The sequence below is a fragment of the Isoptericola sp. NPDC056573 genome (genome assembly GCF_042793335.1).
In the GTDB taxonomy this organism is placed as follows: Bacteria; Actinomycetota; Actinomycetes; order Actinomycetales; family Cellulomonadaceae; genus Isoptericola.
In genome coordinates, this window is the sequence record NZ_JBHTUY010000002.1 from 232,828 (window position 1) to 252,447 (window position 19,620).

The following is a 19,620-nucleotide window of genomic DNA, read 5'->3' on the forward strand; positions in this document are numbered from 1 at the left end:
CTCGACGACGGCGCAGGTCGCGCCCGCAACGAACGTACGGCGGACTGCCGCTGCACGCCCCCTGGACGCCGGCGGCGCCGACCCCGTGACCAGGGTCGGCGCCGTCGTGGGGCCCGGTCAGTGCTGCTGGCGGCGCCGGATCCCGACGGCGACCACACCTGCCGCGATCAACAGGACGGCGATGCCGACCCAGAGGCCGATGTCCGCGCCGGTGGTCGGGAGCCAACCGCCCCCGCCGGTATCGGTCCCGTCGCCGCCCGCGGGAGGCGGGGGCGGAGCGAACGTGTTCGTCACCGTGACCGACGCCGGGTCCGCCGCGACGGTGACCGCGCCCGGGTCGCCGTCGCCCACGGTCGAGACCGTGGAGGACGCCGCGCCCCCGTCGTCCGTCTCCGTCACGACGCACTCCGCGCCGATCGGGAGCCCGTCGTACGTGACGGTGTCGCCCGCCGCGATCTCGCGTGCCGCGCCGCCCGGGATCTCGATGTCCTCGCGCTGGAACGTGCAGGCGAGGGTCACCTCGAACGGGCCCACGTCGTAGGAGCTGCCCTCGAAGTCGACCACCTTCTCCACCGCGACCGACCCCACGTCGAACGTGTTGGTCACGGTGACCACCGCGGCGTCGGCGTCCGCGCCCGGCACGACCACCTGGCCCGGGTCGCCCCCCTCGACGGTCGTCGAGACCGTGGATGACGACGCACCGGCGGAGTCCGTCTCGGTGACGACGCACTCCGTCCCGATCGGCAGGTCGCCGTAGGTGACGGTGCCGCCCGCCTCGAGCGTGCGGGTCGCCCCGCCCGGGACGTCGATCTCCTCGCCCCGCAGCGTGCACTGCGCGGACACCTCGAACGGCCCTACGCCGAAGTCCGCGGCGTCGCCGTCCACCACCTTCTCCACGGTGAACCCGCCCAGGTCGTAGGTGTTCGTGACCGTCATCTCGACCGGGGCGAAGACGGTGGCCTCACCGTCGATCGTCACCGGGTTCGGGTCCAGCGTCACCTGGTCGGCGTTGCCCGTGCGTGTCTCCGTCGCCGTGCACTCCGCACCGTCGGGCAGCCCGAAGTACAGCCCGGGGAAGCCCGGGCCGAACGGGCGCACGCTGCCGCCCGGGATCGGCACCGGGTCACCCTGCGAGGTGGTGCACTCGAGCGTGACCTCGTAGGGGAACTCGTCGAACGGCACGTCGTCGAGGTACTGCTCCACCTGCGCCAACAACTCGGCGAGTACCTCGGGCGTGATCGGGCCGTCCGGGATCTCCGGCAGCGGCGGCAGGTCCGGCATCGTCGGGGCGTAGGCCCCCCCGTCGCCGTCCACCACCTTGCGCACCACGAGCGGCGCGGTGAGGAACGTGTTCGTGGCCGTCACCGTCACGGTGGTCGGCTCGCCGCCGTCGGCCGGCGGCACGACGACGTCGACGGTCGTGCCTTCGACCGGCTCACCGTCGTCGACCGTCATGGTGGAGGACGACGCCCCGAACGTGTTCGTCTCGGTCACGGTGCACTCCGCGCCGACCGGCAGGCCCTCGTACAGGACCGGCTCGCCGGGCACGAGCTCGCGGACCGCGCCGCCGGGGATCGGGAGGTCGACGCCCAGGTAGGAGCACTCCAACGTCACCTCGAACGGACCCGGGCCATAGAGGGCGCCGAGGCCATCGAGGTCCTTGTCCACCTCGATGGTGCCGACGTCGAACGTGTTGGTGATAACCACCTCGACGGGCTGGTCGGAGCCGACGGTCACCGTATCGGGCACGACGACCGCTCCGGTGGCTCCGCCGTCGTCCGTCTCGGTGATCGTGCACTCCGCACCTGTGGGCAGGTTCGGGATCTGCGCCTCCAGCGGGCCCGCCCCACCGAGCACCACGGTGCCGTCGTAAACGGTGCCCGCCTCGCCCGGACCGTCGCCGTCGGCGTCGTAGGTGCACACCACCTGGATCGTGAACGGGCCGGCACCGTACGCGGGGCCGCCCTCGCCGTCGACCACCTTCTGCAGGTCGATCGCGCCGACGGTGAACTCGTTGGTCATCGCGACCTGCACCGCTGCCGCACCGTCGTCGTCCGGCACGATCGTGACGTCGGCAGACGTGCCGTCGGTCTCGACCGGGTCCTCGCCCGGCGTGGTGACCGTGATGGTCGTGCCCGCCGCGTTCGCGGCGTTGGTCTCGGTGACGGTGCACTCGGAGTTCACGGGCAGGCCGGTCAGGGTGACGGGCGTGCCGTCCTCGGTCAGCTCCACGACCATCGGGGTGTCCGCGTCGTAGCCGTCGGCGAAGACGGGCTCGCCGAGGAACGTGCACTCCACGGTCGCCTCGAACGGGCCGTAGGAGACCGGGTTCCCGTCCTGGTCGACGGCGTCGCTCTCGACCGTCTTGGAGAGCTCCAGGCTCGACAGGTCGTACCGGTTCATGGCCGCGATCGTCGTGGGGTCCTCGTCGACGCTCTCGCTGTCGATCGTCACCGTGCCGACGATCAGCTCGGTCTCGCCGTTGCTGCCGTCCTCCGTGATCGTGCACTCGGCGCCGTACGGCAGGTCCGGCACCACCGTGGGCGTGCCGGGCACCACCGTGATCGGGATGGGGTCCATCTCGGTCTCGACCCAGGTCCCCGGTGCGGACGTGCACTGTACGAAGAGCTGGAACTCGTCCGGCGCGTACTCCGCCCCGTCACCGCTGACCAGCTTGTTCACCTCGAGCGGGCCGCTCGCGGTGGCGACGCCCACCTTCGTGCCCTCGGTCGGCAGCAGGTTGAACGACGACCCGTTCTGCGCCTCCACGACCGCGGACGCGGCCGCCGAGTTCCAGGCGATGGACCGGTCGCCGGCCTCCGGTACGAGTGGCGGCGTGGTCGTCGTGCCCTCGAGCGCCACGAACTCGCCGGGCTGGAACAGCGCGTCCCCCGGGAACGTGACGACGACCTTCAGCGCGGCGATCTGCTCGTAGACGTCCTCGCCCGTCGACGACGTCAGCGGGGCCCACCCCGCGTCGGGGTCGGTCGGGCAGACGGGCTCGTTCATCGGGTCGTTGATGTCGTCCATGCAGTAGTCGTCGGCCGTCGTGTAGTAGAACGTCGCCCGGGCGCCGTCCGGCGCGTTCACGAGCTGCGGCGGCGGGTCGTTCGTGAGGATCGCGGCCCAGGCCGACCCGCGTGCGGAATCGGCGTACGAGCCTGTGTCACCCGGCGTCGGCAGGCGGTCGTAGAGCACCACCTTGCTCATGGGCAGGTTGCCGACGTTGTCGACCCGGATCCGCCAGGTCTCGTCGTGACCCGGGGCGACGACCGGCGTGCACGGGTAGGAGTAGAAGCCGTCCGCGTCGGGCGTGCACTCGACGGTGGGGTCGGGTGCGGCCGGGTCCACGATGACGTCGAGCTCGTCGTCGTCCGTCGCCTTGACCTGCTTCGACTGGCGGAGCACGCCTGAGGGGATGGTCACGACGTCGGAGTCTGCCTCGCAGGCGCCCGTCTCGTCGTCCAGCCGCGCCTCACACTCGTCCCACGGACGGTCGCCGGTCACCCCGGCGGTGTTGCGCACGACCGTCCCCGCGGTGAGCCCCACCCGGAACTGCACCATGACGGTGATCGTGTACGTCTGCCCCACCTCGAGCACCGTGCCCTCGGGGAAGCTGAACGTCAGCGACTCGATGTCGCCGGACTGGTCGACCGTCACGTCTGCGGGGTCGGTGGGCAGCGGGTCGCCGTTGGCCGGGTCCGGAGCCGCACCGTCGAGCGCGTAGGTGAACGGATCGTCGACGTCCGCCAGCCGCAGCTGGGGACCGGTGGAGTCGGCCGGCATCGGGTCGTCGACGACGAGCTCGGAGATGGGGCGGTTGCCCGTGTTCGTCACGGCGATGTTCAGGGGGAACACCGCGTCGGGGGACTCGCTGCCGCCCGTGACCACGCCGTCGAAGTCCTTGACGACCTCGACGCCGTTGGTGGCGTGCACGTAGACGATGTCCTCGGTGGCCTCGTCCGCGTCCGACACCGGCACGAGGTCCCCGTCCGGCCCGACGACGAGGTCGGCGCCGGTGACCTCCCCCTGCACGGTGTTCGTCGCAACGCCGGGGTCGGTCTCGCCGGGCGCCGGCGGGTTCGCGGCGAGGTCGGGCAGGACGTCGCCGCCGGTCCGCAGCGTGTCGCGGCGCAAGATCTGGATCGGCACGGGCTGCGTAGGAGTCGCCGGGTTCTCCCAGATCGAGCCGTCCGTGCGGGTGAAGGTGAAGCGCAGGCCCTGCACGTCCGCGGGGTCGACGCCCGGGGGCAGAGTGAACGTGCTCGACGGCGTGCCCGGTTCCCAGTCACCGCCGGTCACGGTGACGCCGTCGTCGTCGCCCGTGAACGTGCCGCCGGTGTAGGCGTCCACCTGCACCTGTTGGATGGGCGTCACCAGCGCGGCGCTCGGGGCGAAGCCGACGAAGTCGTACTGGTTCCAGAACTGCGGGTCGTCGTCGGTGAGCACCATCTCGACCGCACGCGACGGCCCCTGCGGGGTCCCGGTGAGGGTCATGACGACGGGGGTGTCCGCGCCGTCGGCGCCGTGGTTCGGCTCCACCACCTGGCCGGGCGAGAACGACTTGCCGACCTGCACACCGATCGCGGCTTCCTGCAGCGTCATGTCGTCCGTGGCGTTGTCGAGCCGGTCGTCCTCCGACGTGCCGCCCGGGTCGGTGATCGTCGCGGCGGCCGTGTTGGGCACGGGGCTGTACTGCGCGACCGTGACCGGGTCGCCCGTGTACCGGTCCGTCTCCCGGAGCTGGAGCGTGAGAGCCATGCTGCCCTCGGCCCCCGGCATCACCAGCCCGTCGTACGCGACCTCGACGCCGATCACGTCGGCCAGGTCCGCGGCTGCGAGGTCCTCCGGGTTCGACGGGGTCCAGGTGCCGAGGGGGTTCTCCGTGTAGACGGTGGTGCCGCCGCCCTCCGCCGTCAGCGTCACCGTGGTCGACGTCGCGCCGGCGGGCGGGGTGAGGTCGATCGCCGTGAGGGTGAACGCGTCGAACGGCGACGTGCCCCCATCGGTGACGACGTCGCCTGAGCCGGGAGCCGTCGGGTCCGCGAGCCGCAGTCGCTCCACCTTGGCGTTCGACTCGTTCGTCCCGGTGACCGTCACGGTCGTCGACGGATAGAACTCGTCCGGGGTCTCGGCAGGGGGCACGGAGATGGGGCCGCCGTCCCAGTCCTTGGCCACCGACACGTTGAGCGGCCGGTCGAGGATGAGCACGTCGGCGTCGTCGGTGTCCGTGTACTCGTCGCCGTCGAACGTGGCCGTCCCGCGGGCCGTGTCGTTCACCAGCCCGGGCTCGTCCGGCACGTTGTACTGCGTGCCGTGCACGGCGCCGAGCACCGGGTCGCCGTCGCTGCGCTTGTAGTCGCGCACCTGGAACGTGAGGTTGAGGTGGCGGGCGTCGGCCCGCGTGGAACGCGCGACGCCGTCACCGGCGGCGGGTGTGGTCGGGTCGGCAGGGTCGTCGGTCCGGGTGGACGACTCGGTGTAGACGACCCGCACCGAGAGGGTGGACTCCTGCTCGACCTCGGTGAGGAGGACCTCCGGCATCCCGCCGTCGCAGGGGGTGGCCGTGGTGCAACCCGAGTTCGTCGCCTGCACCCAGGCCGTGCCGTTCCACAGCTCGACTCCCACGATTGCGTCGTACTGGATGAGCGGGTCGAGGCTGCTGCCGATGGCGGGGATGCTCACCAGGTTGAAGGCATCGTAGAAGGAGCCCGCGACCGCCGTGGACTCCGGGTCGGCGATGTCTGAGATGACCATCGGGTCGACGCCCGAGAAGCCGTTGGTCGACCAGGTGATCTGGGCCGTCACCTGGTCGTCCGTGCGGGCGAGCACCGTCGCCGGGTCACCCTCGAGGAACGTCTTGTCGACGAAGTCGAGGTCGCCCGTGCCGTCCACCGGGAACGGGTCGACGGTGGCGCATCCCTCGGCCGGCTCCGTCGGCCCCACGGCGCTCGACGACGCGCTGGAGGCGCCGCAGTTGGTCAGCGGCTCGTCCTGGTCCGGGTCGCCCGTGTACTCGGCGACGAAGTTCGGCTGGAACTGCGTGCCGGGCGGGAACCCGTCGGCCGTGGAGTCGTAGACGAACTGCACGCCCTGGGCGTCGGCCGGCAGGTCGCAGCTCACCGTGTTCGGGCCGGTGTACGGCCCGCAGCCGGGCGCCGGCACCCACGCCGTGCCATTCCAGTAGTTGATGGTGAGCGTCGAGCCCGCCGGGACGTCGGTGCTGCGCACCTGGGTCGCGGTGAAGCTGCCCCAGAAGTCGCCCGGGTCCGTCGGGTCGGTGGGGTCCTGGATGACCACCTGGTCGGCGTTCGTCGTCGAGCCGTCCGGGCCGAAGGGCAGCAGCTGGGTGGGAAGCTGCACCACGACGTTCTGCCCCGGCACGGCCGGGATCGTCGAGGGCGAGATGACCTTGGAGGTCTCGGTCGCGAGCCGGTCCACGAGGGTCACCAGGTCGGCGGACGCGGTGTCGTCGGCGTTGGGGACCTCGGCGTGGACCGTGTTGGAGTGGGTGAGGTCGTCGACGTCCTGGTCGGGGTCGGTGTCAGCCGTGAACGGGATGCTTGCCTCACCGCCGGTGACGATGTCGCCGGTGAACTCCACGCTGAACTGGGTGACGACGCAGTCCGCCGGTGGGTTCGGCAGGGTGTCGACAGTGGTCGTGCCCTCGCTGGCCGTGGAGCCGTCGGCGCAGGTGAACGTCACGGACGCGGCATCCGCGTCGGCGGGCCAGGTGACCCCGGTGCCGTCGCCGTCGGGCCCGAAGCCGGTGAAGGTCAGGGGCGAGTCGCCCTCGAACGGGCTGTCGGTGCCGGGCGCGGGCTCGGTAATCGTCATCGTGTCGACCGGGGTGCCGGTGTTCGTGGCGCCGAGCGTCACCGTCGTCGGGTCGCCGGCGCTCACGGTGGCCGGGTCGAACGACTTCGATGCCTCGACGCTGTTGTTCGGCGGTGTGATGACGTAGTCGTCGTCGGCCGTGACCTCGTCGGACTGGTCGTCGTCGTGCGTCACGTAGGACGACGAGTCGTTCTCGACGGTCGTCGTGTCCGTGAGCTCGGTGACCGCGTCGCTCTGCTGCACCTCGACGGGGATCGTGGCCGTGGCACCCGGCTGGATGTCGCCGCTGAAGGTGTACCGCACGCCCTGCACGGTCGCCGGGTCGACGGAGTCGTCGAGCGGCAGCCACTGCGTGCCGTCCCAGTACTCCTCCTCGACGGTGTCGGCGTTCGGCGGCAGGGTGATGTCGCCGGTGCCCGTGTACTCGAGGTAGGTGAAGGGGTTCGGGTCGGCCGTCGGGTCGACCGGGTCCTGGACCACGAGGGTGTCGACCGGGTCGTTGGACGTGTTGGTGGCGCCGAGCGTGATCGTCGCCGCGGTGCCGGGGCTCGCGAGCGCCCCGCCGGGTTCGATCGTCTTCGTCGTCTCGGAGTCGAGGACGAGCGGCACGTCGGGCGTGATGTCGTCGCTGGCGGACTGCTCGGTCGCGTTGTCCGCCACGACCGTGGCCGTGTTCGTGATCGGCACGCCGTCCTGGCTGTACGGCAGGTCGGGGTCCACCTGGGCGGTGATGAGGATCTGCACCTGGCCGCCGTTGTTCACCTGGTCGGCGGTGTAGGTGACCGTGTCGGTGTCGGTGTCCGCGTCGATCGTGCCGCCGGTCGCGCCGGTCTGGCTCTGGATCGACGCGCTGACCAGCTGCATGCCGTCGGGGAGCTCGTCGGTGATGACGGCGTTGGTGCACGGGTCGGCGTTGGGGTCGGAGCAGGAGACCGTGACGACCCACTGGACGTTCTGACCCGGCTGGTACGGCCCGGAGCTGACCTCCTGCTTGCTGATGCCCCACGTCGCGGCCGACGCCGTCGTCGCCGGGATGACCGCGCCCGCGAGCGCGAGCACGAAGGCGCCGAGCACGGAGGCGGCGCGACGCACGCGCCGTCGCGCGCGCAAGCGCGCGCTGCGGCGCTGTCGTTCCCCCGCTGACCTACGACCATCCACCATCAGTGCCCCTCCACACATCGGTGCAAACCGCCCGCGCGCGACGCTGTGCGCGGACACCACTCCGAAGGTGTCAGATATCGGTGGACTAGGCCTGCTGAACGGCGGTACATCCGAATGATCGGGAACGCCCGGAAACCTCCGCGATCGCGCCGTGCGCTCGCGAGCGCGGCCGAGGACGACGAAGGTCGAGGTGAGGGCGTCGGAGCGCGACGAGGGAGTCGACCATGAGCCGGACGAGGGCACGACAGGGGTACGCGGTGCTGGGTACGACGGCGCTGGGCGCGACGGCGCTGCTGCTCGCGGGGTGCGGCGAGTCCAGCACCGACGCCATGGGCGACGACACGACGCAGACGTGCGAGGACCTCTCCGCCTACACGGACGCGCTGCGGAACCTCGCGGGCACGCTGGGCCCGGACTCCTCCGTCGAGGACGTGCAGGCCGCACGCGACCAGGCCGCGGAGGCGCAGCGCACGCTGCACGAGAGCCTCGCCGAGGTGTCGGACGACCGCACGGACGACGTCGAGCAGGCCTGGGACGCCCTCGTGACCGCGTTCGGCCAGGTCGACGACGACGCCACCCTCGCGGAGGCCGCCGACTCGCTCAGGGACGAGGCCCAGGGCGTCGTCGACGCGACGGCGTCGGTGCGGGAGGACCTGGACTGCGGCTGAGCCGGCGTGCGGCCGGGTCGCGGCGTCCCGGGCCGTGGGGCACTGTGCTGGGGTGCGAGTGTCGAGGCCCACCCCGCGTGACGTCGTCTCCGGCTTCGTGACCGGCCTGTTCTCCATCCCGGAGGGCATGGCGTACGCGACCGTGGGCGGGTTCTCCGCGCCGATGGGCCTCTGGTCGGGCGCCGTGCCGACGATCGTCGGCTCGTTCTTCTCCCGCACGGTGCTCATGGTCACGACGCTCACCAGCGCCATCGCCCTGTCGGCGAAGAGCGTGCTCACGGACGCCGGGCTGGACCCGTCGGACCTGGGCTCGGTCGCCGCGCTCACGCTGGTCGTCGGCCTGTGGATGGCGCTGCTGGGCGTGCTGAAGCTCGGCTCGGTGATGTCGTTCGTCTCGACGGCGGTCATGACGGGCTTCACCGCCGGCATCGCGGTGCAGATCGTGGCCGGCGTGGTGAAGGACGCGACCGGGTACGAGCCGCAGTCGCACAACACGGTGGGCAAGCTCGTCGAGGCCGTCGCGCACGTCGGCGACTGGGACGGCCCGACGGTCGCCGTGGCCGTCGCGACCGTCGCCGCGTGGGCGGCGCTGAGCCTGGTGCCGCGGTTGCGCAAGACGGCGACCCTGCTGGCGCTCGTCGTCGTCACCGTCGTCGTCGCGCTGCTGGGCACCGACGTCGAGCTGGTCTCCGACATCGCCGCCATCCCCCGGTCCCTGCCGCCGCTCACGCTGCCCGACGTCGGCGCGCTGCCGGACCTCGTGTCCGGCGGCCTCGCCATCGCGCTCGTCGCACTCGCGCAGGCGGCGGGCATCGGCGCGGCCGTGCCGAACCCGGACGGGTCACGTACCGACGTCTCGAAGGACTTCACGGCACAGGGCCTCGCGAACGTGGCGGGCGGCTTCTTCGGCGCGCTGCCGACCGGCGGGTCGCTGTCCCGCACGGGCGTCGCGACCAGCGGCGGCGGGCAGACCCGCTGGGCGGGCATCTTCTCCGGCGTCTGGCTGATCGTCATCGTGCTGGCCGTGGGGCCGCTGGCCGGGACGATCCCGATGGCCGTCATCGGCGGCCTGCTGCTCGTCATCGGCGGCGAGCTGGTCGTGGGCCGGTGGGCCGACATCGTGCTGGTCTTCCGCACGTCGTGGCTGTCCGCCGCGGCGCTGGTCGTGACGTTCGCGGCCACCACGCAGCTGCCGCTGCAGCAGGCCATCTTCCTCGGCGCCGGCCTGTCGATCGTGCTGTTCGCGGTGCAGGCGGCCAAGCGCGGGCGCCTGGTGCGATTCGTGCCGACCGACGACGGCGACTTCCGCGTCGAGGACGCCCCCGCCGTCCTGCCCAGCGGCCGCACCACCGTGCTGCACTACGTGGGCACCGGGTTCTTCGCCGAGGTGAACCGGCTCGAGGAGGAGTGGCCGCACACCGCCGGCACGCACGACGCCGCCCTGGTGATCTCGCTGCGCGGTTCGGCGGGCATCCCGTCCACCACGTTCCTCAAGTCCCTCGACCGGCTGCTGGACCGCTGGCACGAGCACGGCGTCGAGGTGGTCGTCTGCGGCGTGCCCGAGGACCTGCGGCGGCGTTTCGAGACCGGCGGCGTGAGCGCGCGCCTGCGCGACTCCGTCGTCCCCAGCAGCGACACGCTGCTCGGCTCCGTGCGCGAGGCGTACGACCTGGCGGAGCGCCGACGCACCCGCCGGGCGGCGTCCGCCGGCGGCTGATCCTCGCCGCGCGCTGCCGCAGGAGCAGTGCCATCGTGGCGCCATGCCTACCGCACCGAAGCCGGCCACGCCCACGATCACCGCACAGCAGCGTGCCCTGCTGGACAGTCTTCCGTTCTCCGACCGGCAGGACTTCGAGGACGCGACGCGCGGCCTGGTCGCCCGGCGGACGCCCAACGCGATCACCGCCGCGGACGGTCGCGTGGTGTGGGACAACGACACGTACTCCTTCCTCTCCGGCGACGCGCCGGACACCGTGAACCCGAGCCTGTGGCGGCAGTCGCAGCTCGTGGCGGAGCAGGGGCTCTTCGAGGTGGCCGAGGGCATCTACCAGGTGCGCGGCTTCGACCTCTCCAACGTCACGTTCATCGAGGGCGAGACGGGCGTCATCGTGCTCGACCCGCTCATCGCCACCGAGACCGCCGCCGCCGCGCTCGCCCTGTACCGCGAGCACCGGGGCGACCGCCCGGTCACCGGCGTCATCTACACGCACTGCCACGTGGACCACTTCGGCGGCGTCAAGGGCGTCACCACGCAGGAGGACGTCGACGCCGGGCGCGTCCCCGTCGTCGCGCCCGCGGAGTTCACGGAGCACGCGGTGGCCGAGAACGTCTACGCCGGCACGGCGATGGCCAGGCGTGCCGGCTACATGTACGGGGCGGCGCTCGCCCGCGGGCCGCAGGGTCAGGTGGGGGCGGGGCTCGGGCAGACGACGTCGACCGGCTCGGTCTCGCTCATCACCCCGACCCTCGACATCACGCACACCGGTCAGGAGGAGACGGTCGACGGCGTGCGCATGGTGTTCCAGATGGCGCCCGGCACCGAGGCACCGGCCGAGTTCCTCGTGTACTTCCCGGACCACCGCGCCCTGTGCGCGGCCGAGGACGCCACCCACACGCTGCACAACCTGCTGACCCTGCGGGGAGCCGTCGTCCGCGACCCGCACGCCTGGGCCAACTACCTCACCGAGACGATCGACCTGTTCGGCGCCGACGTCGAGACCGCATTCGCGTCGCACCACTGGCCCACCTGGGGCAACGAGCGGATCGTCGAGTACCTGGCGCTCCAGCGCGACCTGTACGCCTACCTGCACGACCAGACCCTCCGGCTCCTGAACAAGGGCTTGGTCGGCTCCGAGATCGCGGAGCAGCTGCAGCTGCCGCCGGCCCTGGAGAACGCCTGGCACGCCCGGGGGTACTACGGGTCCGTGAGCCACAACGTCAAGGCGATCTACCAGCGCTACATGGGCTGGTACGACGGCAACCCCGCCCACCTGTGGCAGCACCCGCCGGTGGAGCAGGGCAAGCGGTACGTGGAGTTCATGGGCGGCGCGGACGCCGTCGTGGAGAAGGCTCGCGCGTCGTTCGACGCCGGGGACTTCCGCTGGGTCGCCGAGGTGCTGACCCACGTCGTGTTCGCCCAGCCCGACCACGCCGGGGGGAAGGAGCTCCTCGCCGACACGTTCGAGCAGCTCGGCTACGGCGCCGAGAACGGGACCTGGCGCTCGGTCTACCTGTCGGGCGCGACCGAGCTGCGCGACGGCAGCTTCGGTACCCCGACGGCGACCGCCGCGCCGGACATCATCTCCGCGCTCACGCCGGCCATGCTGTTCGACGCCATCGCCATCCAGGTGGACGGGCCGCGCGCCTGGGACGAGCGGCTCACCATCGACGTCGTGCTCACCGACTCCGGCGAGCGCTACCGGCTGTGGCTCCGCAACGGCGTGCTCACGTACAGCGCCGCGACGCAGGCCGGTGACGCCGACCTGACGCTCACCACGACGACGCGCGCGCTGCCCGCGCTCGCCCTCGGCGGCGTGACGCCCGACGGGCTCGCGGACGCCGGCATCCAGGTCGACGGCGACGCGGCCGTCCTGGGCCGGCTCACCGCCGTCCTCGACCCCGGCGACCCGGACTTCGCCATCGTCACGCCCTGACGCCGCCGAGGAGGGGGCGGGCGGGGAGCACCCGGTCTGCGGCGACGATGAGCAGCCCCAGCAGGTAGAACGCGCCGCCGTAGAGCACCAGGTTGAGCCCCAGCCCGCCCCACCCGAGGGCGTCCAGGTCGATGAACCCGTACGGGTACTCGCTGCCCGGGCTGAGCTGTCCCCGCAGCAGGATCGCGCCGAAGTAGAGCACCGGGAAGAGCATCCACAGGCCCGCGTCGCGCAGGCGGGCGCGGCGGTGCGGGTCGAGCAGCAGGAAGTCGAGCACGACGGCGAGCGGCAGCGCCCGGTGCTCGACCTGCCCGTCCGTGAGCCCCAGGAACACGGCGGGGGCGTCCGGGGCCTCCGGCTCGAGGACCAGCCACGCGACCAGCCCGGTGATGGCGGCGGCGAGGGTCACCAGCCCCTTCGCCCAGACGGGCGGCGGCTCCCGGCGCCGCAGCGTCGTGACCGCCGCCCAGCCGAACACCGCCACCGTCAGGAAGCTGGTGAGGTTGGTGAAGTAGACGAAGCCCTCGACGTCGCCGTCGCGCCAGATGGCGCGCGTGCCGACGAGACCGAGCGCGACGACGAGGAGCCGGAACAGGCCCACGAGCACGAACATGGGCACAGTGAACCGCATCCGTCGGCATGCGGCCGTCACTCCCGTCGGCGCCGTCAGAACCAGACGACGGCCACCAGCCCGGCCAGCCCGAGCAGCGCCGTGCCCGCGCACATCAGCACGATCCGCCGGCCGTGCCGGAGGCGCGGCTCCGCGGTGTCGAGGTGCCGGTGCGTGTGCCCGGCGTGCCGCTTGGCGAACCACCACAGCGGAGGGGTGAGCACCAGCGCGACCGCCGCGGTGAGGAGGAACGACGTCGCGCCGTCCACCCCGGGCAGCGTCTGCCACGCCACCGCGCACGCCGCCGTGAACGACAGCAGCGTGCGGCGCCAGGCCAGCGCGGTGCGCTCGGCCTGGAGGCCGCGGTCGCGCTCGGGCCCGACGAGGGGCGGGGGACGGTCCGTCATGTCGGCGTGGCCCTCAGTGCAGCAGCAGGGCGAGCAGCACGAGGATGCCCACGACGGTGATGGTCACGACCAGCACGAACCCCGTGATCGCCCCCGGCAGCGGCCCGTGCTCGCGCATGGCGCGCTCCGAGCGGGCCCACTCGACCGCCGCCGCGACCGGGACGACGGCACCCGCCACCAGGAGCACGATCGCGGACGTGAGGCGCAGGTGCGGCTCCATGGGCAGGTCCAGCGCCTCGAGCGCGGTGCCGCCCGCGATGAGCCCCAGGGCCGTGCGGAGCCACGCGAGGATGGTGCGCTCGTTGGCCAGCGAGAACCGCGGGTCGGGCTCCGTGCCCCTCTCGTAGACCCAGCGCGGGAAACGCTCGCGGCTCACGTCGACGTGCCTCCTTCGTCTCTGCGGGTGCTGCCGACATCCTCCCGCAGCAGGCGCGGGAGCGCTCAGGGCGGGTCGTTGACGAACCGGAGCTTCACGCGGACGTCGTCGAGCGGCACGACCAGCGTCGACCCGTGCGGCGACCACCTCTCCGGGACGAGGAAGAGGGAGCCCCCGCCCTCGACCAGCAGCCGCAGGCCGCGGTAGCGGTACCGGTACGCGCCGTCCCCGGCCGCGAGGTCCTCCTCCACCACGGCCGGGTCGCCCACCTCCAGCTGCTGCGGGGTGTCGACGACGACGGCGGGCAGGCCGCCCAGGTCGCGGGCGAGCGCCTTGGCCTGGCCCCGTCCCGTCCACTCCGCCACCGTGCCGGTGGCCCAGAAGAGCGAGGCGACCACCGTGAGCACCAGCAGCAGGACGGCGGTGCGCGCGGGGTCGGTGCCCGGCGTCGGCCCCTGCGTCCCGTCGGCGCCGGCGGCGTGCGCTGCCGTAGCCCGCCGCCGGTGGGACCACGTGAGGCCGTACGCGAGGCCCGCCGACCCGACGCCGATCACCAGCGGGGTCACCAACGGGTACGGGGCCCAGGCCGCGAGCGCCGGGTAGGCCACGATCAGCGCCACGCCGACCGCCAGCACGACGGCGCCGCCGACCGTCGACGCGAGCGTCCACCGGCGCACCACCGGCTCCGGTGCCCCCGTGAGCCGCCGCCGCAGCGCCGCGTCCGCGAGCACCAGCGCCGCCCCCACGAGCAGCACCGCGAGCATCGGCACCAGGAGCGGCTGCGGGCTGCGCATGACGAACTCCTGCGTGCTGTAGCCGAGCAGGTCGACGTCCACGCCGAAGTACAGGTACTGCGCGCGCGTCGTGACGTAGCCGAAGTAGAACAAGATCGCGGTGACGAACGTCGCCGGGGCGACCACCGTGCCCAGCACCGACCAGACGCGCGTCAGGACGCTCGGCTCGTGCGCGGCCGGTGACGGCTGCTGGGTCACGGCAGCCCCTGTTCCTCGGTGGGCTTTTCGGTGGCCTGGTCTGTGGGCTCGTCGGTGGGCTCGTCGTTGGGCTCGTCGGCCGGTCCCGGCGTGACCTCGTCCTCCGGTGTCTCGGTCACCTCGTTCTCCGGCGCCTCGCTCGGCTCCCCGGTCCCCGTCTCGCCCGGTTCGTCCGTCGCCGCTCCGGAGGACTCGACGGTCGCCGGGTCGCAGTCGTACCCGACGTCACCGGGCGGATGGCACATCGACCAGACGCTCCCGACCTCCAGGTCCTGTCGGAGCTGGTCGCACTCTTCCTGGGTGCTGCAGGTGGCGGTCGCGTCGAACGAGACGTCGACCAGCTCGGTCCCCGGATCGGGCGGCAGCACGGCGACCCCGCACGAGAGGTTGCCCGGCTCGAGCGTCACGCCGGCGCACGGCTCCCCGCACTCCGCACCGGCCAGCGCGGCGCCCGCGGTCCGCACCGTCACCTGCACGATCTCCACGGTCACACCGGCGGGCAACCCGTCCGTCTGGATCGAGGCGAGCCCGCACCACGCGTCGCCGACGAGCACGAAGTCCTGGCCACCCATGAGGAGGCCGGGGAGGTCGGCCTGGGCCTTGCCGCCCGCCTGCGGCAGCGGTTCCTCGAGGTCCTCCCCCGCGTCGGCGCCGACGGTGTCGTCGTCGCCCTCGTCGCTGCCGCTGTCGCCCCCGTCGCCGGGCACCGTCGCCTCGGACGTCGTCGCGCCCGTCGCCGTGCCGCCGCCGTCGTCGACCGACGGCTCCCCGCCGTCCCCGCACGCTGCCGTCACCAGGACCAGCAGGACCGTCAGCGCACCCAGTCCTCGTCTCATCTCGCCCTCCCGGGAGCACCGGGCCGCGTCGTCGCGGTCAGAGGGCTCCGCGCGGTGCCGCGCGTCGTCCTACCCGTGGAGAGCGCGCGCGATCCCGCACTGATACCCGCCCCTCGACCGCACCCCGTGTCGGCGCCCGTCGGTAGCGTGCCCGGCATGCGCGCCGACTTCCTCGCCCTGCACCGCCCCGGCGACCCGCTGCTGCTGCCGAACGCGTGGGACGCCGGGTCGGCACGGATCCTCGCCGCCCTCGGCTTCGCCGCCGTCGCGACGACGAGCAGCGGGTTCGCCGCGACGCTCGGCCGGCCCGACGGCGCCGTCACCCGGGACGAGGCCCTCGCGCACGCCGCCGCGCTCGCGGCCGCCGTCGACGTCCCCGTGAGCGCGGACCTGGAGAACGGGTTCGCCGACTCCCCCGCCGACGTCGCCCGCACGGTCGCGGAGGCCCGCGCCGCCGGCCTTGCCGGGGGCTCCGTCGAGGACGCGACCGGGCGCGACGACGAGCCCCTCTACGACCGCGCCCTCGCCGTCGAGCGCGTGGCCGCCGCGGCCGAGGCGGCCGGCGACCTGGTGCTCACGGCCCGCTGCGAGAACCACCTGTACGGCCGGGACGACCTCGCCGACACGATCGCGCGGCTGCAGGCCTACCAGGAGGCCGGCGCCCACGTGCTGTACGCCCCCGGGCTGCGCGACGCCGCAGCGATCGCGACCGTCTGCCGCGAGGTCGACCGGCCCGTCAACGCCCTGCTCGTCGCGGGCGGGCCCACGCCCCAGGAGCTGGCCGACGCCGGGGTCGCGCGGATCTCCGTCGGCGGCACGTTCGCCTGGAACGCCCTGACCGCGCTGGTCGACGCCGCCCGCGAGCTCCAGGCCGGCGGGGTCGGGTTCCTCGACCGCACCGGCCCGGCGCGCGACGTGATGCCGCAGGCGTTCCGGGGCTGACCGCCCGCGGCCTCCAGGCCGCGACCGCCAGGAGGCGGCGAGCGGTCAGGGCACGAGGCGCTGGGTGATCGCCGACTCCTCGGGCCCGTGCTGGACGCGGGCGAGCGCACCGTTCACCAGCGCGAGGTACGGCGGCACGTGCCCGCACTCGACGTCCGCGAGGAGCGGGATCCCCAGGTCTCCCAGCGCGTCCCGGACGGCGTCGTGCTGGGAGAAGCCGTCCCCGTCGGGCGCGTGCGTGCGGCTCACCAGCACCGCGTTCGCCGCGTCGAACCAGCCCGCGTGGCGCATCGCCCACAGGGCCCGGCCGACCGCGAACGCGTCCCACTCCAGGATGTCGAGGTAGACGACCAGGCCCTCCGGCGCGTGCTCCGCGGCGAACCGGGCCACGTCGCCGTAGGGCGTGCCCGCGAGGAGCGAGACCGTCTCCAGGCAGCCGCCGATCACCCGCCCCTGGACATCGACCGGCGCGGCCGGGTCCTCGCCGTCGAGCCGCAGCCAGGAGCCGGCGGCGTCGAGCGTCCACGTCGACACCTGGGGCTCGTTCTCGTAGTCGTCCCAGCCGGACGAGCGGTACCGCCGCGGCGAGCGCTGCACCAGCTCCTCGCCCTCCTGCGCCGCCGAGGCGACCTCCCACCAGCCGAGCAGGCCGGCGGGCACGTCGTACGGCGTGTCCATGAGGTTCTGGCCGTGCAGCGTGGCGACGCCGGTGCGCAGCGTGAGGGGCAGCTGGACCGTCGAGATGTCGGAGTACCCCACCAGCCACGTCGGGTCCGCGGCGAGCGCGTCCCAGTCGAGTCGTCCCAGCAGGTCCGTCGCCAGCTCCCCGCCCCACGGCGGCACGACGGCGCGCACGGCCGGGTCCGTGAGCATCGTCGTGAGTTCCGCCGCGCGCACGTCCGCCGGGGCGCTGACGATCCCCTCGCCCGTGGGCGTCTCGCCGAGACGGACGTCGTAGCCCTTCGCGCGCACGACGTCGGCGGCGTGCAGCAGTCGCCGGTGGAGCGGGGTCGCGACACCCGCCGACGGCGCGGTGACGCCGATCGTGTCGCCGGGGCGCAGGGGGCGGGGGTAGCGGATCGTCATGGCCGGACTCTGCCCGAGCGCCGGACACCGGGGCAACGGGATTCGCGGGCCTCGACGGTTTTCCACAGGTGCGTATCGGGCCTGGTGCGGGGTCGGGTTCCTCGCTAGGCTCGAACACATGTTCGAGTCATGGCACGAACACAGGCTCTGACTCTCGCTCGACGTCGAGGAGGTGACGCGGGGATGTCTGCCGCAGTGCTCGAGCAAGCGCTCGACGACCTGCCGGTCGTCACCACGCCGTGGGACGACGTGCTCTCCCCGGTCGGCCCGACGACGGTCCACGACGTCTCGGTCGCCCTGGACGACCTGGCGCGGATCCAGGCGCGACTCGACGCCCTGGAAGGTGAGAAGCTCCTGGCCGTCGAGCGAGCGCGCCGGGCCGCCGCGCGGTGCGAGCCCGACCTGCTGGCGGGCGAGCAGCTGCGGGTGCTGCGTGCGGGTACGGCGCGTCAGCACGAGCTGGCCCGCCGCGCGTTCGTGGCGGACGTCGCGACCACGCTGCGGGTCGGCGAGCGGCAGGCGGACCACCTCGTCGAGACCGCACGGACCCTGACCTCGTCCGGTTCCGCCACGCTCGCCGAGCTGTGCCGCGGCCGTATCGGCGCCCGCCACGCGACGGCGATGGCCGACGTCCTCGCCGACCTCCCCGACGCCCAGGCTCGAGCCGCCGTCCAGGCCGAGGCGCTCCCGCGGGCGGCGACGGCGACGCCGGCCCAGTTCCGTGCCTTCCTGCGCCGTGCCCGGGACCGTGCGCACCCTGAGCCGTTCGAGCGACGGCACCAGAGGGCGTCCGCGAAGCGCGCCGTGTTCGTCGACCCCGCGACCGACGGCATGGCCTGGCTCAGCGCCTACCTCCCCGCCACGACCGCCCACGCGGCCCACGACCGCCTGACCACCGCAGCACGCACCGCCCGAGAGGCCGGAGACGATCGCACCGTGGGCCAGCTCCGCGCCGACGCGTATGCCGCTCTCCTGCTGGCCGGAACCGAGGCCTCGCCCGGTCCCCACCCCGACACGGTGACGCGCTCTGGTACGCAGGTGTCCGGCACCGGTGCGGCGCGGCCCGGAGAAGGGCTGGCGGCAGAGCTGGTCGCAGGTCTCGTACCGGACCTTGCCGACCATGCCCGCAGAATCACGCCGCGGGTACGGGTCACTGTGCCGGTGCTGACGTTGCTCGGCCGCTCGGGCGAGCCGGCCGAGCTGACGGGTCACGGCGCGATCGACCCGGGGGTCGCGGCGTTCCTCACAGCCCGGGCGCCCTCGTTGCGCCGCCTGCTCGTCGACCCGGTGTCGGGCACGCTGCTGTCCGCCGACCCCGGCACGTACGCCGTCCCTGCGGCACTGCGCACCTACCTCGAGGCGCGCGACGGCACCTGCCGCTTCCCGGGCTGCACCCGCCCGGCCGCCCGCTGCGACGTCGACCACACGGTCGCGTGGGCCGACGGCGGGCGCACCACGGTCGACAATCTCGCCCACCTGTGCCGGCGCCACCACGTGCTCAAGCACGAGACGCAGTGGCAGGCACGGCAAGAGGCCGACGGCACGCTCGTCTGGACGTCACCGACGGGACGCATGTCCCGCGACCCGGTCGCCGATCCTGTCGATCTCACCGGGCGCGAGCTCATCCCACCGGAGCCCGTGGACCTGACGGACCCGCCGTTCTGACGTGCTCGGCGCGCACCCTCAACCGCGCGCCCCATCAACCCTGCGCACCCTCAACCCTCGGGGAACGTGTCCGTGCTCCGGTGTCCCGGCCAGGATCGTGTGGTGTTCAGCCGCATCTTTGCGGCCGCGGCGACCGTCAGGTCGACGCCGGTGGTGTTCGCGAGGGCGCACAGGTTCCAGATCACGTCGAACATCTCCAGCCCGAGGGCAGCCTTCGCATCCTCGACCTCGGCTGCCCCCGCGGCCTGCAGGGCGCGCACGGCGTCGGCGACCTCCCCGACCTCGGACACGAGGTGCAGCATCCGGGCCGCCGGATCGCTCTGGTCCCAGCCGTGGGTGGTGCTGAGCCGCCGGGCGTTCTCGCAGATCTCGTCGAGCGTCATGGCA

At 73.1% G+C, this 19,620-nt stretch carries 13 protein-coding genes; 5 read left to right on the top strand and 8 right to left on the bottom strand.

Annotation, left to right across the window (positions count from 1 at the left end; genetic code table 11):
• Positions 1-117: 117 nt before the first annotated feature.
• The gene (locus ACFQ8E_RS03810; protein WP_430549250.1) at positions 118-7,929 is read right to left on the bottom strand and encodes a DUF5979 domain-containing protein; all 7,812 of its coding nucleotides are present in this window, start codon (positions 7,927-7,929) and stop codon (positions 118-120) included.
• Between the two features lie 293 nt (positions 7,930-8,222).
• Between ACFQ8E_RS03810 and ACFQ8E_RS03815 the strand changes: the two genes are divergently transcribed.
• From ACFQ8E_RS03815 to ACFQ8E_RS03825, 3 genes are read left to right on the top strand one after another with little or no spacing between them, the layout of a single operon-like run.
• Positions 8,223-8,666, top strand: coding sequence for a hypothetical protein (locus ACFQ8E_RS03815; protein WP_430549251.1), 444 nt, complete (start codon positions 8,223-8,225; stop codon positions 8,664-8,666).
• Between the two features lie 52 nt (positions 8,667-8,718).
• Positions 8,719-10,383 carry a SulP family inorganic anion transporter gene (locus ACFQ8E_RS03820; RefSeq protein ID WP_430549252.1) on the top strand — a complete coding sequence of 555 codons (1,665 nt, stop codon included), beginning with the start codon at positions 8,719-8,721 and terminating at the stop codon, positions 10,381-10,383.
• Between the two features lie 43 nt (positions 10,384-10,426).
• On the top strand, positions 10,427-12,319 hold the full coding sequence (locus ACFQ8E_RS03825; RefSeq protein ID WP_430549253.1) for an alkyl/aryl-sulfatase: 1,893 nt from the start codon (positions 10,427-10,429) through the stop codon (positions 12,317-12,319).
• On the opposite strand, the gene ACFQ8E_RS03830 is transcribed toward ACFQ8E_RS03825, so the two are convergent.
• From ACFQ8E_RS03830 to ACFQ8E_RS03850, 5 genes are all read right to left on the bottom strand, one after another.
• Positions 12,309-12,932: a Pr6Pr family membrane protein gene (locus ACFQ8E_RS03830; protein ID WP_430549254.1), complete on the bottom strand. Its 624-nt coding sequence runs from the start codon at positions 12,930-12,932 to the stop codon at positions 12,309-12,311. The two genes, ACFQ8E_RS03825 and ACFQ8E_RS03830, sit on opposite strands and share 11 nt — an antisense overlap.
• Positions 12,933-12,985: 53 nt before the next feature.
• Positions 12,986-13,336: a hypothetical protein gene (locus ACFQ8E_RS03835; RefSeq protein WP_430549255.1), complete on the bottom strand. Its 351-nt coding sequence runs from the start codon at positions 13,334-13,336 to the stop codon at positions 12,986-12,988.
• A gap of 13 nt (positions 13,337-13,349) precedes the next feature.
• Positions 13,350-13,712: a YidH family protein gene (locus ACFQ8E_RS03840; RefSeq protein WP_429730731.1), complete on the bottom strand. Its 363-nt coding sequence runs from the start codon at positions 13,710-13,712 to the stop codon at positions 13,350-13,352.
• A 65-nt stretch (positions 13,713-13,777) separates the two neighbouring features.
• The gene (locus ACFQ8E_RS03845; protein ID WP_430549256.1) at positions 13,778-14,704 is read right to left on the bottom strand and encodes a hypothetical protein; all 927 of its coding nucleotides are present in this window, start codon (positions 14,702-14,704) and stop codon (positions 13,778-13,780) included.
• Positions 14,701-15,540: a hypothetical protein gene (locus tag ACFQ8E_RS03850; protein ID WP_430549257.1), complete on the bottom strand. Its 840-nt coding sequence runs from the start codon at positions 15,538-15,540 to the stop codon at positions 14,701-14,703. The genes ACFQ8E_RS03845 and ACFQ8E_RS03850 overlap by 4 nt, the downstream gene beginning before the upstream one ends.
• 156 nt (positions 15,541-15,696) lie before the next feature.
• On the opposite strand from ACFQ8E_RS03850, the gene ACFQ8E_RS03855 reads away from it, so the two are divergent.
• A complete protein-coding gene (locus ACFQ8E_RS03855) occupies positions 15,697-16,482 on the top strand; it encodes an isocitrate lyase/phosphoenolpyruvate mutase family protein (protein ID WP_430549258.1) in 786 nt (261 codons plus the stop codon).
• 45 nt (positions 16,483-16,527) lie between these two features.
• Here the strand turns inward: ACFQ8E_RS03855 and ACFQ8E_RS03860 are convergent, their stop codons facing one another.
• A complete protein-coding gene (locus ACFQ8E_RS03860) occupies positions 16,528-17,568 on the bottom strand; it encodes a S66 peptidase family protein (RefSeq protein ID WP_430549259.1) in 1,041 nt (346 codons plus the stop codon).
• A gap of 183 nt (positions 17,569-17,751) precedes the next feature.
• On the opposite strand from ACFQ8E_RS03860, the gene ACFQ8E_RS03865 reads away from it, so the two are divergent.
• Positions 17,752-19,233 (top strand): DUF222 domain-containing protein, encoded by a 1,482-nt coding sequence (locus ACFQ8E_RS03865; protein ID WP_430549260.1) that lies wholly within the window; start codon positions 17,752-17,754, stop codon positions 19,231-19,233.
• Between the two features lie 50 nt (positions 19,234-19,283).
• On the opposite strand, the gene ACFQ8E_RS03870 is transcribed toward ACFQ8E_RS03865, so the two are convergent.
• The gene (locus tag ACFQ8E_RS03870) at positions 19,284-19,616 is read right to left on the bottom strand and encodes a MazG nucleotide pyrophosphohydrolase domain-containing protein (RefSeq protein ID WP_430549261.1); all 333 of its coding nucleotides are present in this window, start codon (positions 19,614-19,616) and stop codon (positions 19,284-19,286) included.
• Positions 19,617-19,620: the final 4 nt, after the last annotated feature.

Bases quoted from the DNA above. Each gene is read 5' to 3' on its own strand.
- ACFQ8E_RS03815 (WP_430549251.1), top strand. From the start codon at position 8,223: ATGAGCCGGACGAGGGCACGACAGGGGTACGCGGTGCTGGGTACGACG.
- ACFQ8E_RS03825 (WP_430549253.1), top strand. From the start codon at position 10,427: ATGCCTACCGCACCGAAGCCGGCCACGCCCACGATCACCGCACAGCAG.
- ACFQ8E_RS03830 (WP_430549254.1), bottom strand. From the start codon at position 12,932: ATGTTCGTGCTCGTGGGCCTGTTCCGGCTCCTCGTCGTCGCGCTCGGT.
- ACFQ8E_RS03835 (WP_430549255.1), bottom strand. From the start codon at position 13,336: ATGACGGACCGTCCCCCGCCCCTCGTCGGGCCCGAGCGCGACCGCGGC.
- ACFQ8E_RS03850 (WP_430549257.1), bottom strand. From the start codon at position 15,540: ATGAGACGAGGACTGGGTGCGCTGACGGTCCTGCTGGTCCTGGTGACG.
- ACFQ8E_RS03855 (WP_430549258.1), top strand. From the start codon at position 15,697: ATGCGCGCCGACTTCCTCGCCCTGCACCGCCCCGGCGACCCGCTGCTG.
- ACFQ8E_RS03860 (WP_430549259.1), bottom strand. From the start codon at position 17,568: ATGACGATCCGCTACCCCCGCCCCCTGCGCCCCGGCGACACGATCGGC.
- ACFQ8E_RS03865 (WP_430549260.1), top strand. From the start codon at position 17,752: ATGTCTGCCGCAGTGCTCGAGCAAGCGCTCGACGACCTGCCGGTCGTC.
- ACFQ8E_RS03870 (WP_430549261.1), bottom strand. From the start codon at position 19,616: ATGACGCTCGACGAGATCTGCGAGAACGCCCGGCGGCTCAGCACCACC.